We start from the raw sequence: 13763 nt of genomic DNA on the forward strand, positions 1-13763 counted from the left end.
CCACGCTCTATGCCTCGCTCTACGCCTCGCTCTATGCCTCGACCGTCTCCACGTACTGCTTCGTGCCGGGCGGCGCGTCCCCGGCGACGAGCGGGGCGAGGCCGTCCGGCCCGCCCGCCTTGCGCTGCTCGTGGAACGCCAGGATCTGCAGCTCGATGGACAGGTCGACCTTGCGCACGTCCACCCCGTCCGGGACGGTGAGCACCGTCGGCGCGAAGTTCAGGACGCTCGTCACGCCCGCCGCGACCACGCGATCGCACACCCCCTGGGCCGCGCCCGCCGGGGTGGCGATCACGGCGATGGAGACGCCGTGCCGGGCGATCATGTCCTCCAGCCGGTCGATGTGCTCCACCGTCATTCCGGATATCTCCTGGCCGACGATGGAGTCGTCCGCGTCGAGCAGGCCCGCCACGCGGAAGCCGCGGGACGCGAATCCGCCGTAGCCGGCCAGTGCACGGCCCAGGTTACCGACACCGATGATCGCGACGACCCAGTCCTGGGTGAGGCCGAGCTCCCGGGAGATCTGGTAGACGAGGTACTCGACCTCGTAGCCGACCCCGCGCGTCCCGTAGGAGCCCAGGTGGGAGAGGTCCTTGCGGAGTTTCGCCGAGTTCACCCCGGCCGCCGCGGCGAGCTCCTCCGACGACACGGTCGCGACGCCGCGCTCCTGGAGCCCGGTGAGGGCGCGCAGGTACACCGGCAGCCGCGCCACGGTGGCTTCGGGGATGCCGCGGGCCGCGCGCTCGCGCCGGCGGTTCTGTCGAGGTGTCGTCACGGCCTGCTCTTCGGAAGTCGGCGCTGGGGACGGGGCGGCGGCGCCCCTCGCCCCGGCGGGCGCGGCGCCGGCCGTCCGGCCGCCGCTCGACCGCTCCAGGGCTGTCCACCAGGTTAAGCCTTTGTGAATACGCGCACAAAGTCACCCCCCGGCGACGCGGCCCGCGGGCCCGCGGGGGCGGCCGGGAACGAACCGCCACCGGCCGGTCCAGCAGGGGGTTTCGGGCGCCGGACAGGCGCGCCGGGACGCCGTCCGATGTGACCGACGAGACATCGCGGGCGCCCCCGCGACGGCTCAGGACGTCCCGCGCAGCTTCCCGATCGCGGCGCGGAGCCGGGCCTCGTCCACCCGCCAGAAGTCGTGCTGGACGCCGTTGAGCAGCGTGACCGGGATCTGCTCCCAGTACTGCTCGGTGTCCCGCTCGGAGAGCGTGATGTCGCGCTCCTCCCACGGGACGCCGAGGTCGCGGGCGACGCGCTCGATCACCGCGCGGGCGTCGTCGCACAGGTGGCAGCCCGGCTTGCCGAGCAGCGTGATCAGCACCTGGCCGTCGGGCACGGGCGTCACCGTCCCGGGAACTCGGGCGCGGGCAGCGGGACCTTTGCCGGGCCCAGCCGCAGCTCGATCACGTTGGTGGCGATGACGTGCGTGCGGGACTCGCCCAGGAACCGCTGGAGGTGCGGCGTCTTGCGGTGCGCGGCGAAGGCGGCCTCGTCCCGGAAGAGCTGGTAGAAGATCCGCTGCGTGGGCGCGCCGACCACCTCGTGGGACGCGAAGATCACCGTGTCCGGCTCGGTGGCGAGGGCGGCCTTCACGAGGTCTCCGGCGAGCCGGTCGAAGGCGGCCTCGCGCCCGTCGAGCAGGGTGTAGACGGTGATCTGCCCGCACGCCCCGGCCAGCTCCGCGCTCGCGGGACCGCGGCCGCCGAGCGGCGGCAGCGCGGGCGACGCCTGCTCCGGGACGAGCGCCCCGCCGATCCCGACGCCGTCCACGGCCGTGGGGCCCGCCGGGTCGTCCGGGAAGCGGGGCTCCTCGGTGGGCGGGTCGGGGAACCGCAGTTCCCCACGCCGCGGGTCGGGCGGCGGCGGGGTCGGCGCCCCCACGGGCTCCGGCCGCTCGGCGCGCGCCGGCGGGTGCTCCGGACGGGACGGCCCCTGGTACCCCTGCTCCTCGTACCCGGTGGCGGGCTCGTCGCCGTACTCGTCGTAGTCCTCGTCGTCGTAGACGGGGATCGTGCGCATCGCGCCGTACCAGACGAGCCCGGCCGCGCCGCCGAGCGCGATCACCGCGAGCGGCGCGGGCAGGAACCCGCGGGTGCCGCTGACCACGAGGACGCCCGCGAGCGCGACCAGCGCGACCGGGATCAGCAGCTCGGCCGCCTCCTGGTCCTGCTTGCTGGCGAGCCAGGCGGTGAGCCCGGTGCACGCGACGAGCGCGATCACCGCGACGACGTGCGCGCCGTCGATCAGCAGCAGCGGCAGCGCGTCGTAGGTGGACCCCGGCTTCGGCAGGCTCTTCGTCAGCGTCCCCTTGAGCGGGTCGAGGACGAGGATGACGAGCGCGACGAACGTGTAGGAGATGGCGAACAGCCAGGCCGCGAACCGCACCTGGACGTACCGCGCGATCAGCTCGACCATGCCGAGCGCGAGCCACACCGGCCCGATCAGCGCGGCCCCGAGCTCCAGCACGCGGAACAGCGGCCCGTTGAAGCCGGCGAGGAAGCCGACGCCCATGCACAGCAGCGCGAGCGACAGCCCCACCTGGGTGAACGACCAGGCGATCAGGTAGAGCAGCCGGTCCTTGTAGGCGCGCTGGACCAGCAACCCGGTGGCCACTAAAGCGCCGAGGGTCGCAAGGAGCGCGAGAAGAGCATCGACCATCGCGCCCCATGGTGCCCGATGCCGGGGCCGGAGGGGTAACCGCCCGTCCACCTACACCATTGCCCGGCGTACCTATCGGTATCTAGAGTGGCAATTCACGCCGGAGGTCGCGTAAGCCCCGAGGAGAACTGCATGAGCAGCTTGTCCCTCGACGCCGGGGTCCTCCCGCTTCCCCGGCCCCGCCACCAACCCCGCGCGCTGCACCGCCCGCTGGCGCGGCCGGACGCCGCGCGCCGCGACGCCGACCGCGCCGAAGTGCTCAAGGCGCTGGTGCTCCGCGCGCGGGACGGCGACGCCGAGGCCTTCGGCTGCCTCTACGACCACTACGTCGAGCTGGTCTACCGCTACGTCTACTACCGGGTCGGGACGCACTCCCTCACCGAGGACCTGACCAGCGAGACGTTCCTCCGCGCGCTGCGCCGCATCTGCGACTTCCACTGGCAGGGCAAGGACTTCGGGGCCTGGCTCGTCACGATCGCGCGGAACCTCGTCGCCGACCACTTCAAGTCGAGCCGGTACCGGCTGGAGGTCTGCACCGGCGAGCTGGTCGAGCCGGACCGGCACCAGGAGGGGCCGGAGCGGGCCGTCCTCGACGCGATGACGAACCGGACGCTGCTGGAGGCCGTCCGGCGGCTCGGGTCCGAGCAGCAGGAGTGCGTCGTCCTGCGTTTCCTGCACGGGCTGTCGGTCGCGGAGACGGCGCTCGTCATGGGCAAGAAGCCGGGGGCCATCAAGGCGTTGCAGTACCGGGCCGTCCGGTCGCTCGGCCGGATGCTCCCGGACGATCTGCGCCGCTGACGCGCCGCTCGGCCCGTTCCCGCCGCCGCCCATCGGTCCGGTGGTACCGCTCGGCGCACCGCTGGGCCGTTATCCGCACCACTCGTCCGGCCACCGGCCGTAACCCTCCGTGCCGTTCGGTCGTTTCCCGGGCAGGAGAGCGCGATGGCGCCTGGACTCCGCAAGGGAGCGGCCAGTGAGAACCAGGCGGGGCAAGAACGATGACCAGGGAAGTCCGCTCGCCCGGCTGCGGGTGAGCGAGGCGGGTCCCGACCCGCGCTTCCGCGCCGTGCTGCGCGAGCGGCTCGTCGCGGCGGCGAGCGGCCGGGGCGAGGACTTCCACAACCACGGGCGAAGGGAGGTCGCGCGGGAGACGGTCGACTGATCACCTTCGGCCGGGACGGCGGACGGGGAAGGCGAAAAGCGTTCAACTAGGCTCGGTCCATGCGGCGAAACCGGCAGCGGCAGATCTGGCAGCGCGTGTCCCGGCCTCTGAGCGTCCTGCAGTGGCGCGGCAGGGACGCCGACCACGTGAGCGCCGGAGAGGCCGCCGCCGCCGCGGCGGCCGAGCCCGCGCCGCCGCCCGAGCCCGACCCGGCCGCGGCCGCCTTCTTCGACGTCGACAACACGATGATGCGCGGGGCGTCGATCTACTACTTCGCGCGCGGGCTCGCCGCCCGGAAGCTGTTCACCATGCGCGACCTCGCCATGTTCGCGTGGGGGCAGGCCGCGTTCCGGATGCGCGGCACCGAGAACTCCGAGCACATCGGCAGCGCGAAGGAGGCGGCGCTCGCGTTCGTCGCGGGGCAGAAGGTCGCCGGGATCGTCAAGCTCAGCGAGGAGATCTACGACGAGGTCATGGCGGACCGGATCTGGCACGGCACCCGCACCCTCGCCCTCCAGCACCTGGACGCGGGCCAGCAGGTCTGGCTCGTCACCGCGACGCCCGTCGAGGTCGCCCGGACGATCGCGCACCGCCTCGGCCTGACCGGCGCGCTCGGCACCGTCGCCGAGACCCGCGACGGCGTCTACACCGGACGGCTCGTCGGCAACCTGCTGCACGGCCCCGCGAAGGCGGAGGCGGTCCGCGCGCTGGCGCACCGGGAGGGCCTCGACCTCGCGCGCTGCGCCGCCTACAGCGACTCGATCAACGACCTGCCGATGCTCACGGCGGTCGGCCACCCGCACGCCGTGAACCCGGACGCCGAGCTGCGCGACCACGCCCGGGAGAACGGCTGGCCGATCCACGACTTCCGCACCGGGCGCCGGGTCACGATGATCGCGCTGCCCGCGGCGGCGGGGGCGGGCGCGCTCGCGGGCGGCGTCGCCGCGGGCATCGCGCTGCGCCGCCACTACCGGGCCTGAGGGCCGCGGGGGCGCGGGCGGGCCGTCTAGCCTGGGCCCGTGACCGTCGAGCTGACGCTTTTGTCCGGGGTCGCCTGCCGCGGCCGGGACGTCACGAGTCCCCGGCTGCGCGAGCTGCTCGCCCTGCTGGCCGCCGAGCCGCGCGCGGGGGTGTCCGTGGCGCGGCTGGTCGCGGGCCTGTGGCCGGACGAGCGTCCGGAGAACCCGGCGAAGGCGCTCCAGGTCGTCGTGTCGCGGGCCCGCTCGCAGCTCGGCGCGGACGTCGTCGCGAGCACCCCGGCGGGCTACCGGCTCGGCCTGCCCGAGGCGGCGGTGGACGCGTCGGCCGTGCTGCTCGCCGCGTCCGCGAGCGCCCGCGCGTCCCGCGACGGCGACCACAAGGCCGCGCTCGCGCACGCCGAGAACGGCCTCGCGCTCTGGGACGGTCCCCCTGAACCGGGCGAGGCGGACGATCCGCTGTCCGCGCTGCGCGCCGACCGGGCCTCCACCTACTGGACGCTGGCCCGCTCCCGCGCGCTCGCCCTCGCCCGGCTCGACCGGCGCGCGGAGGGCTTCGAGGCGCTCGTCGAGGCGGCCCGCGAGTACCCGAGGGACGAGGAGGTCCTCGCCGAGCTGCTGCGCTGCGAGGCGGCGACGGCGGGCCCGTCCGCCGCGCTCGCCCGCTTCGAGGACTACCGGCGCGCCCTGCGCGACGAGCTCGGCACCGATCCGGGCGCCGCGTTGCGGGGCGTCCAGCAGGAACTGCTGCGGGCCGAGGCCCCGGCGGTCCGGCGCGGGGTGGCGCACGAGCCCAACCCGCTGCTCGGCCGGGACGGCGACGTCGCCGCCGTGCTCGGCCTGCTGCGGACGTCGCGGGTGACGTCGGTCGTCGGCCCCGGCGGGCTCGGCAAGACGCGGCTGGCGAACGCCGTCGCGCGGGACGCCCCGCACCGCGCCGTGCACGTCGTCCCGCTGGCCGGGGTGTCGCGGGACGGGGACGTGTCGGCGGAGGTCGCGTCCGCGCTCGGCGTCGGCGGCCCGCCCCAGGCCGCGCGCGGGCGGCTCGCCGGACCGGCCGACCGCGCGGGCGGGATCGTGGAGGCGCTCGGGCCGGGGCCGGTGCTGCTCGTCCTGGACAACTGCGAGCACGTCGTCGACGGCGCCGCCGACCTCGTCGGCGCGCTCGTGTCGATGACCCGCGACCTGCGGGTGCTGACGACGAGCCGGGCGCCGCTCGGCCTGTCGTCGGAGTCGGTGTACCCGCTGCCCGCGCTGGACCTCGCGACGTCCGCCGAGCTGTTCCGGCAGCGCGCGCACGCGGCGCGTCCGGCCGCCGACGTCCCGGCGGACGCGGTGACCGAGCTGGTCCGCCGCCTGGACGGGCTGCCGCTCGCGATCGAGCTGGCGGCGGCGCGCGTCCGGGTCATGTCGGTGGCGGAGATCGCGCGCGGCCTGGACGACCGGTTCGCCCTCCTGCGCGGGAACGCGCGGGACGCGCCGTCCAGGCACCGCACCATGCGCGCCGTGGTCGAGTGGAGCTGGAACCTGCTCGGGCCGTCCGGACGCGCCGCCATGCGCGCGCTGTCGGTCTTCCCCGGCGGTTTCACGGCGGACGCCGCCCGCCACCTCCTCGGCGGCGACACCCTGGAGATCCTCGACGACCTCGTCGGCCAGTCGCTGCTGGAGACGGTGGAGGGCGAGGCGGGGACGCGGTTCCGCATGCTGGAGACCGTCCGGGAGTTCAGCGCCGCCCACCGCGACGCGGAGGGCGAGACGGAACGGGCCGTCGGCGGGTTCCTCGCCTGGGCGCGCGAATTCGGCGCGGCGCACCACGAGGCACTGTTCGGGTTGGAGCCGATCGCCCCGATGCGGCGCGTCCGGGCCGAGCAGGACAACCTCCTCCAGGCGCTCCGCGACGCGCTCGACCGCGACGACGCGGCGTCCGTCGCGGCGGTGACGGCGACGCTCGCCGGGATGTGGACGCTGGAGTCCGCCTACGGCCGGATGATCGTCCTGGCGTACGACACGGCCGGGACGCTGAGCCGCTTCCGCCCCGGCCCGGCCGACGTCGAGGCCACCCGGGCGGCGCTGGCGCTGAACGTCCTCACCACGTTCCTGCTGAAGGGCCCGTCGGTGACGCGGGCGCTCGTCGCGCTGCGCAGGCTGCCGCCGCCCGCGCCCGGCGGGCTGCCGAGCGCGGTGGCGGTCCTCGCCGCCTCGGCGCCGGAGATCCTCGCGGACGGCGAGACGGCCGTCCTGGACGGCCTGTGCGCGAGCGACGACCCGCTCCTCGCCGGGCTGGCGAACTGCGTCGCCGGGTACGTCCGGGAGCGCAACGGCGACGTGGCGGGCGCGGTCGCGGTGACCGAGGCGATGCTCGCGGCGGCGGAGACGTCGCAGAACCCGCTCCTGCTGCTGGTCGCCAACTCGCGGCTCGGCGAGCTGCTGATGCAGCTCGACCAGGGCGAACGGGCGGCGCACTACCTGCTCGTGTCGCTCGACCTGCTGAAGCGGTACGGCTGGCGGGACATGTTCGGGCTGCTCTGGGCGCTCGGCGCCGTCCACCTCCACCTCGGCGAGGTGGACGAGGCGGAGCGCTGGCTCGACCGGTCGCTCGTGTCCGGCCCGGACGAGACGTTCGGCACGGCCACGTTCAACCTCGGCGCCCGCGCCGAGGTCGCCTTCGCGCGCGGCGACGCCGAGACCGGGCTGCGGCTGTGGCGGGAGGCCGTCGAGCGGCTGGCCGAGGAGGAGAACCCCGTCGCGCCGCCCGTCGCCGACCCGTGGACGCTGGAGGCGCACAGCGTCACCGTCGTCGCCCACGCCAGGCACGGGCGGCTCGACCTCGTCGAGGACGTCGCGGCCGGGCTGCCCGCGATGCTCGCCGGGCTGCTCGCCGAGCCGCAGGCCCCGATGCCCGCGTCGTTCATGGACCTGCCGATCTGCGGCGGCCTGCTGCTGGCGCTCGCGCTCGCCGACCTCGCCCGCGCGGGCTGGACGTCCGAGGCCCCGCCGCGCGTCCGGACCCGCGCCGCGCGGGCGGTGGCGCTGGCGGAGCGGCTGCACTTCGTCCGGGTGTTCCAGCCGACGATGTCCCCGGCGGCGGCCCGCGCCGTCGCCGAGGACGCCGACGGCCCCGCGTACGCCGACGCGGTGTCGGAGTACGCGGGGCTGGGCCGCGCGGAGTTGCGGGACGCCGTCCGAAGACTCCTCACCTAGCGGGGCCCGTTCAGCGGGGCGCCTTCCGGTCGAACAGGACTTTCGAGCACGCGTAGCCGACCACGGCGAGACCGGCGCACCACACGAGCGAGACCACCGTGTCGTGCCCGTTCGGGTGGCCCGCGAGGAACCCGCGCAGCGCCTCGTTGATCGGCGTGAACGGCTGGTACTCGGCGAACCACCGAACCCCGGCGGGCATCGACTCCGGCGGGACGATCGCGCTTCCGACGAACGGCAGGAACTGGATGATCAGCGGGGAGTTGCTCGCGCCCTCCGGGTTCTTCGCGAGCAGGCCGAGCGTGACGGCGACCCAGGTCAGCGCGAACATGAGCAGCACCAGCAGGCCGGCCGCGGCGAGCCAGTCGAGCAGGGACGCGTGCGTCCGGTAGCCCATCGCGACGGCGACCGCGATGACCCCGGCCGTGCTCACCACCGTCTGGATCATGCTGCCGACGACGTGGCCGGTCAGCAGCGACGACCGCGCGATCGCCATCGTGCGGAACCGGTCGACGATCCCCTCGGTCATGTCCGTGCAGATGGCGATGGACGTCGACAGGCACCCGGACGCGATCGCCATCAGGATGATCCCCGGCGCGACGTAGGAGATGTAGTCGCCCTTCGCGCCGCCGCCGACGCCGTCGCCGAGCGCGTTGCCGAACACGCCGACGAACAGCAGCAGGATCAGGATCGGCATCATCATCCCCGCGATGGTCAGGGACGGGTAGCGCAGCGCGTGCCGCAGGTTGCGGCGCAGCATCGTGGCGGAGTCGGCGGTCGCCTGCGTGAACGCGGTCATTTCGAGGTCACCTTCTCGTTCTTGTCGGGACGTCCGGTCAGGGCGAGGAAGACGTCGTCCAGGTCGGGGGTGTGCACGGACATCTCCTCCACCTCGACGGCCGCGTCCTCCAGCCGTCCGAGCAGGGCCCGCAGCGACCGGACGCCGCCGTCGCTCGGCACCTGCAGCGCGAGCGCGTCGTCGTGCCGGGTGACGACGCCGAGCGTCCGGGCCGCCGCGTCGAGCGCCGCGAGGTCCGCGAACCGCAGCCGGACGTGCCCGCCCGGGACGAGCCGCTTCAGCTCCTCCGACGTGCCCTCCGCGACGAGGCGGCCGCCGTCCAGGACGGCGATCCGGTCGGCGAGCCGGTCCGCCTCCTCCAGGTACTGCGTGGTCAGGAAGATCGTCACGCCGCCCCGGGCGAGGCCCTGGATGATCTCCCACATGGTCCTGCGGCTGCGCGGGTCGAGGCCGGTGGTGGGCTCGTCGAGGAAGATGATCCGGGGGTCGCCGACCAGCGTCATCGCGAGGTCGAGCCGCCGCCGCATGCCGCCGGAGTAGGTGCTGACCTGCCTGCGGGCGGCGTCCACGAGGTCGAACCGCTCCAGCAGGTCGTCGGCGACCCGGCGGGCGGGCTCCTTCCCGAGGTGGTGCAGGTCCGCCATCATGATCAGGTTCTCGCGCCCGGTGAGCAGCCCGTCGACCGCCGAGTACTGCCCGGTCACCCCGATCGCCCGCCGCACCCCGTCGGCGTCCTTGACGAGATCGCGCCCGGCGATCCGCGCCTCCCCGCCGTCCGCGCGGAGCAACGTCGACAGAATCCGCACCGTCGTCGTCTTTCCAGCGCCATTGGGCCCGAGGAGCGCGAAAATCGTGCCGCGCGGAACGTCGAGGTCGATTCCGTCAAGGACGACCTTGTCCTTGAACGCCTTCCGCAGCCCTTTCGCGAAAATGGCCGTCTGCCGTGGTTCCGTGTCCATGCCCTGAACCCTGCGGGAGCGCGCCTTCACCCCGCTTTCACCCCGGTTTCAGGCCGCCTTCGGGACCCCTCCCGCGCCCCGCTCCCTACCCTCCCGCCCATGACCGTCCCCCGCACCGTGGCCGCAGCCCTGCTCACGACACTGCTGATGGCGGGTTGCTCGGACTCGGACGACTCCCCGGCCGTCCCGCGCGCCACCGCGCCGAAACCGTCACCCTCCAGCTCCCCGGCATCGGCGTTCTGCCTCGACCTGTCCACGTTCCAGGTCGGCCTGGTCGCCTACACCGCCGACGCGGGACGGGCAATGGAAGGCCAACGGCTGGACTTGAAGGAACTCCGCAGAAAGGCCGCCCTGATCCTCACCTGGGGCGAAGAAATGGAGTCGACCGCCCCACCGGACATCGCCGCCCACTTCCGCACCGTCCTGAAAGCGGTCAAGGAGTCGTCGGGCCACCTGAAGGAGGGCGCGCTGATCCGCGACGTCGTCGCCCCGCTCTACGGCAAGAAGAACAGACCGGCCTTCGACGCGGTGAACAAGTACGACTGCCAGGACTAGCGCCGCCCGGCTACGGCGGATGGGGGATGCCACCGGCACCGGCAGACCAGACGATGGACGCGCCGCACGTTCGCCACGCGACCACACGGGGAGACGCCGCCATGGTGTTCCAGGCCGACACCACCACCCAGCCCGTCCTCGACGCGATCAAAGCCCACAGCACCGCGCCCGACACGGTGCGCGCCATCGACGAGGCCACGGCCTTCACCGTCAGCTTCACCTACTCCGCCCTGCCGCCCGTGACCACCCTCGCCAACGTGCAGGGCTGGACCTTCGCCGGGCTCTACGGAAAGAAGTCGACCACGGAGCCGTTCGCGTTAATCGCCCAGACGCCCGACGTCGGCAGCCTCGCCGAATGGGCGGGCGCCCTCGAATCGGCGCAGGTCGAGGTCTGGCTCAACTCGGCGGAGATCGGCACGTCGAGCGCGAGGCTCATCGCCGCCGGTCTCCACGAATTCGAACTGCACGTCCTGCCCTTCTACCGGTTCCACATGGCCCTCAAGGAGCTCGGCCTCCACCAATCGGAAACCGCCGCGCTGACCAAGCAGGTCAAGGACGGAGACTTCTCCGCGACAACGCAGCACCAGTCGCCCGCGTTGCGCGCCAACCAGGTACTGGCCATGCTCAGCCTGGTCTCCAGCCTGGTGGCCGCACGAATGCGCCCGAGCAGCGGGAGCACCTCAGCGAGCAAGCGCAAGACGCCCGCCCCCGACATGGAGACCACCAGCCTCGAATACAACGTCCTGATCCGCACGCGCGAGGACGTCCTGGGCGACGACAACGAAAAACTGCCCCCCATCAAGAAGCACTACGACACCCACCTCGCCACACTGAACACCAAGTACGGCAAGGACGTGGTCAACTACGTAGTAGACCAATTCGAAATGGACTAACCCACCCCGGCAACCTCAACCCCCAAGCCGAACCCCAGCGCGATGCCGAGCGGCAGACTCTCCTGCTCGACACGATTCACGAGAGGAGAGCCTGCCGCGCGATCAGGCGCGCCGTGCCTTCACCACGCACGGGAAGGCGTGCCATTCGGGGTCGGCCGTCTCGGACATGGCCAGCCGGGCACCGGATTTTGGGCGAAGGCCCGCAACCCGAACAGGGCGCGGTCCACCAGGTCGCGTGGTTCGAGGGCGATTCCGCTCGCCCATTCGGTGGTGACTGTCATCGGTACCTCCAGCGCGTGCCCCGCGGGGAGCGGGACCACCGAGTCGTCCCGTCCCTCCTGCGGAAGGCAAGCCCGCCGGGGCGCCGCCCTCCTTCGGCACGGCGCTGACCCGGTGGCGCGAACATCGCGGGATGTCCAAGAAGAAGCTGGCCGCCGCGATGGGCTACGACCCGTCCTACGTCAGCCATGTCGAGGCCGGACGGCACTAGGCCAGTGAGGATTTCGCCCGCAAGGCCGAGGGCGTCCTGAGCGCGGGCGGCGCGCTGTGGCAGGCGTGGCGGGACGAGGGGGCCGCCGCCCGTGGTCCCGGCACCGGCCAAGTCGACGGACTGGTCGTGGAGGAGGATCACGCGCGGCTGCACCACGACGGGCGGATGTACCGGCCCGTCCAGCGCCGCAGGCTGTTCAACGGCGGCGCCGAGCCGGTCACCCGCTACCTGATGCGCATCAGCGTCGACCGCTATCCGGGCCAGCCCGAGCGGTCCAATGCCCTCTACCGGGCGTGACCGCTGACCTGGGGCGAGCTCGCGCTGGACGCGACCTGCGACGGCGAGCCCATGAACTGGACGTCCAAGCAGGACAGGGACTCGTTCAAGGAAGCCTGGCTCTGCCTGGAGAACGATCGCGGCCGCTTCCCGCTCTATCCCGGACAGCACACGGTTCTGGAGTACGGCTACCAGGTCGATCACGACCGCTGGGGTCCCTGATTCCAGCGGGCCGTGCGGCTGCCCACTCGGCGGTTATCGGTCGACCTGGTCTTCCCCGCCGAACTGAATCCGGTGGTGTGGGGCACTGAAACGTCCACCACCGCCGAGGCGGTCCCGCTGCGAACCCCGATCGCCCGCGCGGTCGACGGCGAGCGGGTGGTGTTCTCCTAGGCCACCCAGGATCCGCCGCCGCCCTCGTCCAGCCTCCTGACCCCGACGACGAACCGCTCGTGCTGCTCAACCCCCGCGTCGTCAGCTCGTCGTCCGAGACCGACGTGCAGTACGAGGGCTGCCTGAGCTTCTTCGGCGTACGCGGCCTGGTCCCACGCCCGCTGCGGCTGGAGATCGAACACACCCGGCTGGACGGCCGACAGGTGATCATCGCGCTCGACACCGGCCTCGCCCGCTTGGCCGCCCACGAGATCGACCATCTGTACGGACGCCTCTACACCGACCGCATGCCCGACGGCACAACCCCCATCCCCGTAGAGGAATACCGCAACACTGGAAAGCCGTGGACCTACCCCTGAGCCTCCCGGCCGCCGGACCGGTGACGCCGAGCGCGACGCCGTGGCGGCCGCACTGCACGGGCGGGCCCGGCCGCCGCCGGCCGCCTGCTCGCTCGCGTTCGGCATCTGCGCGTTCGTGGCCATGAACGTTCCTGGACTGGGGAAGTTCGTGTCGCCGGTGAACAGCTCGCACCCCTCGGGCGTCCCACACACGTCGCGCCCCCGCCAAAGGCTTCGGACGACAGGATCATCATGAACCCACCTGCCGGACCCCTGCCCCGGTCATCGGCGCTCGGCATCCTCCTGCTGTGCACCCTGTGCCTGCTGCTTGCCCTCACGGCCTGTGGGTCGTCCAAAGACGACATGATCGTGATAAGAGACCCGTCGACAGGGGAGACCTTGACCTACAAGGAGGTCAGAGAGTACGCCTCCCAAGGGGAAGGCGGCGTGGGCAACGAAAATTGCGCCGGAGCTGCCGGATACGGCGCTTCTATAGAGGGTGCGGAGTTCCCCGCCGGCCAAGCCGAGTTTGTGAAGGCGTGCGAGGAGGGCCTCAGAAACCGGAAGTCTTCCCCATGAGGCATTGACGCCCGCCCCATTAGGCGAGGACGGACGCGCTTCTTCCTCACGTTGCGGGTGAAGCGGGGTCAGTCCTCGATACAGGGACCGTCGCCGTCGGTGCCCATCATCCGGGTCTCGTCGGCCAGCGGAAGGGCGGCAAACCTCGCATTGAGCTCCTCGGAGAGGATCTCGGCGGCCCGCTCCGCGCCCAGTTCCGCGACCAGGCGCACCATTCGCCCAAGGGGAGTCTCGCTGATGGTTGCCTCCATAGCCCCAGGCCCTGGAACAGCCTCGTCAACTCCTCGGCGACGGGCTGAAATCCGCATCCTCCCACCATCACGGATAGTCGGCCATCAGCCCGTCCAACGATCCACTGGGCGTAGCCGCGGGCGAAGAGCTCCCGGTCGCTTGTCGAGCGCGGCATTACATCGACCCGTAGGCCGGTCGCGAGTTGTTCGGGCCGCTGGCCAAGAAGTGGCTGCGGCTACGCGGCCTTGCGGCGCGAGC

Annotated in this window: 17 protein-coding genes; 11 read left to right on the forward strand and 6 right to left on the reverse strand. The window is 72.8% G+C overall.

Features of this window, described 5'->3' with window-relative positions:
- Window positions 1-31: 31 nt before the first annotated feature.
- From ACH01S_RS12545 to ACH01S_RS12555, 3 genes are all read right to left on the reverse strand, one after another.
- On the reverse strand, window positions 32-775 hold the full coding sequence (locus ACH01S_RS12545) for a redox-sensing transcriptional repressor Rex (protein ID WP_067889644.1): 744 nt from the start codon (window positions 773-775) through the stop codon (window positions 32-34).
- Between the two features lie 294 nt (window positions 776-1069).
- Entirely contained in the window at window positions 1070-1342 is a 273-nt protein-coding gene (locus ACH01S_RS12550; protein WP_218010227.1) for a glutaredoxin family protein, read from the reverse strand.
- Complete coding sequence (locus tag ACH01S_RS12555) at window positions 1339-2655, reverse strand: putative quinol monooxygenase (RefSeq protein WP_067889647.1); 1317 nt, start codon at window positions 2653-2655, stop codon at window positions 1339-1341. The genes ACH01S_RS12550 and ACH01S_RS12555 overlap by 4 nt, the downstream gene beginning before the upstream one ends.
- 132 nt (window positions 2656-2787) lie before the next feature.
- Here ACH01S_RS12555 and ACH01S_RS12560 point away from each other — a divergent pair, with 132 nt between their 5' ends.
- The 4 genes from ACH01S_RS12560 (at window position 2788) to ACH01S_RS12570 (ending at window position 7995) form a co-directional block, all read left to right on the forward strand.
- Window positions 2788-3453, forward strand: coding sequence for a sigma-70 family RNA polymerase sigma factor (locus ACH01S_RS12560; protein WP_083980601.1), 666 nt, complete (start codon window positions 2788-2790; stop codon window positions 3451-3453).
- 175 nt (window positions 3454-3628) lie between these two features.
- Window positions 3629-3817 (forward strand): hypothetical protein, encoded by a 189-nt coding sequence (locus ACH01S_RS43430; protein ID WP_148344113.1) that lies wholly within the window; start codon window positions 3629-3631, stop codon window positions 3815-3817.
- Window positions 3818-3876: 59 nt separating this feature from the next.
- A complete protein-coding gene (locus ACH01S_RS12565; protein ID WP_083980602.1) occupies window positions 3877-4797 on the forward strand; it encodes an HAD family hydrolase in 921 nt (306 codons plus the stop codon).
- Between the two features lie 39 nt (window positions 4798-4836).
- A complete protein-coding gene (locus tag ACH01S_RS12570) occupies window positions 4837-7995 on the forward strand; it encodes an ATP-binding protein (protein ID WP_067889653.1) in 3159 nt (1052 codons plus the stop codon).
- Window positions 7996-8005: 10 nt separating this feature from the next.
- Here the strand turns inward: ACH01S_RS12570 and ACH01S_RS12575 are convergent, their stop codons facing one another.
- Together ACH01S_RS12575 and ACH01S_RS12580 are read right to left on the reverse strand one after the other, a co-directional pair.
- Window positions 8006-8791 carry an ABC transporter permease gene (locus ACH01S_RS12575; RefSeq protein ID WP_067889656.1) on the reverse strand — a complete coding sequence of 262 codons (786 nt, stop codon included), beginning with the start codon at window positions 8789-8791 and terminating at the stop codon, window positions 8006-8008.
- On the reverse strand, window positions 8788-9750 hold the full coding sequence (locus ACH01S_RS12580) for an ATP-binding cassette domain-containing protein (protein ID WP_067889659.1): 963 nt from the start codon (window positions 9748-9750) through the stop codon (window positions 8788-8790). Before ACH01S_RS12580 ends, ACH01S_RS12575 begins: the two co-directional genes overlap by 4 nt.
- 99 nt (window positions 9751-9849) lie before the next feature.
- Here ACH01S_RS12580 and ACH01S_RS12585 point away from each other — a divergent pair, with 99 nt between their 5' ends.
- The 7 genes from ACH01S_RS12585 to ACH01S_RS45860 all read left to right on the forward strand — a co-directional run bounded on the left by ACH01S_RS12585 (window position 9850) and on the right by ACH01S_RS45860 (window position 12716).
- A complete protein-coding gene (locus ACH01S_RS12585) occupies window positions 9850-10305 on the forward strand; it encodes a hypothetical protein (protein WP_148344114.1) in 456 nt (151 codons plus the stop codon).
- A gap of 101 nt (window positions 10306-10406) precedes the next feature.
- A complete protein-coding gene (locus tag ACH01S_RS12590) occupies window positions 10407-11198 on the forward strand; it encodes a hypothetical protein (RefSeq protein ID WP_067889665.1) in 792 nt (263 codons plus the stop codon).
- A gap of 412 nt (window positions 11199-11610) precedes the next feature.
- Complete coding sequence (locus ACH01S_RS46755; RefSeq protein ID WP_083980621.1) at window positions 11611-11688, forward strand: helix-turn-helix domain-containing protein; 78 nt, start codon at window positions 11611-11613, stop codon at window positions 11686-11688.
- A 126-nt stretch (window positions 11689-11814) separates the two neighbouring features.
- A complete protein-coding gene (locus ACH01S_RS45845; protein ID WP_246236451.1) occupies window positions 11815-11985 on the forward strand; it encodes a hypothetical protein in 171 nt (56 codons plus the stop codon).
- A gap of 51 nt (window positions 11986-12036) precedes the next feature.
- Window positions 12037-12186: a hypothetical protein gene (locus tag ACH01S_RS45850; RefSeq protein ID WP_246236452.1), complete on the forward strand. Its 150-nt coding sequence runs from the start codon at window positions 12037-12039 to the stop codon at window positions 12184-12186.
- A gap of 12 nt (window positions 12187-12198) precedes the next feature.
- Entirely contained in the window at window positions 12199-12357 is a 159-nt protein-coding gene (locus tag ACH01S_RS45855) for a hypothetical protein (RefSeq protein WP_246236453.1), read from the forward strand.
- Between the two features lie 59 nt (window positions 12358-12416).
- Window positions 12417-12716: a peptide deformylase gene (locus ACH01S_RS45860; RefSeq protein WP_246236454.1), complete on the forward strand. Its 300-nt coding sequence runs from the start codon at window positions 12417-12419 to the stop codon at window positions 12714-12716.
- A 626-nt stretch (window positions 12717-13342) separates the two neighbouring features.
- Here ACH01S_RS45860 and ACH01S_RS12600 read toward each other — a convergent pair.
- Complete coding sequence (locus ACH01S_RS12600; RefSeq protein ID WP_157406281.1) at window positions 13343-13489, reverse strand: hypothetical protein; 147 nt, start codon at window positions 13487-13489, stop codon at window positions 13343-13345.
- Between the last annotated feature and the right edge of the window lie 274 nt (window positions 13490-13763).

Source organism: Actinomadura chibensis NBRC 106107 (assembly GCF_001552135.1).
Classification (GTDB): domain Bacteria; phylum Actinomycetota; class Actinomycetes; order Streptosporangiales; family Streptosporangiaceae; genus Spirillospora; species Spirillospora chibensis.

Excerpts from the sequence above, each read along its gene's own strand:
- ACH01S_RS12575 (WP_067889656.1), bottom strand. The coding sequence starts at position 8,791 with ATGACCGCGTTCACGCAGGCGACCGCCGACTCCGCCACGATGCTGCGC.
- ACH01S_RS12580 (WP_067889659.1), bottom strand. The coding sequence starts at position 9,750 with ATGGACACGGAACCACGGCAGACGGCCATTTTCGCGAAAGGGCTGCGG.
- ACH01S_RS45850 (WP_246236452.1), top strand. The coding sequence starts at position 12,037 with ATGAACTGGACGTCCAAGCAGGACAGGGACTCGTTCAAGGAAGCCTGG.
- ACH01S_RS12600 (WP_157406281.1), bottom strand. The coding sequence starts at position 13,489 with ATGGTGCGCCTGGTCGCGGAACTGGGCGCGGAGCGGGCCGCCGAGATC.
- ACH01S_RS12555 (WP_067889647.1), bottom strand. The coding sequence starts at position 2,655 with ATGGTCGATGCTCTTCTCGCGCTCCTTGCGACCCTCGGCGCTTTAGTG.
- ACH01S_RS12590 (WP_067889665.1), top strand. The coding sequence starts at position 10,407 with ATGGTGTTCCAGGCCGACACCACCACCCAGCCCGTCCTCGACGCGATC.
- ACH01S_RS12560 (WP_083980601.1), top strand. The coding sequence starts at position 2,788 with ATGAGCAGCTTGTCCCTCGACGCCGGGGTCCTCCCGCTTCCCCGGCCC.
- ACH01S_RS12585 (WP_148344114.1), top strand. The coding sequence starts at position 9,850 with ATGACCGTCCCCCGCACCGTGGCCGCAGCCCTGCTCACGACACTGCTG.
- ACH01S_RS46755 (WP_083980621.1), top strand. The coding sequence starts at position 11,611 with ATGTCCAAGAAGAAGCTGGCCGCCGCGATGGGCTACGACCCGTCCTAC.
- ACH01S_RS12565 (WP_083980602.1), top strand. The coding sequence starts at position 3,877 with ATGCGGCGAAACCGGCAGCGGCAGATCTGGCAGCGCGTGTCCCGGCCT.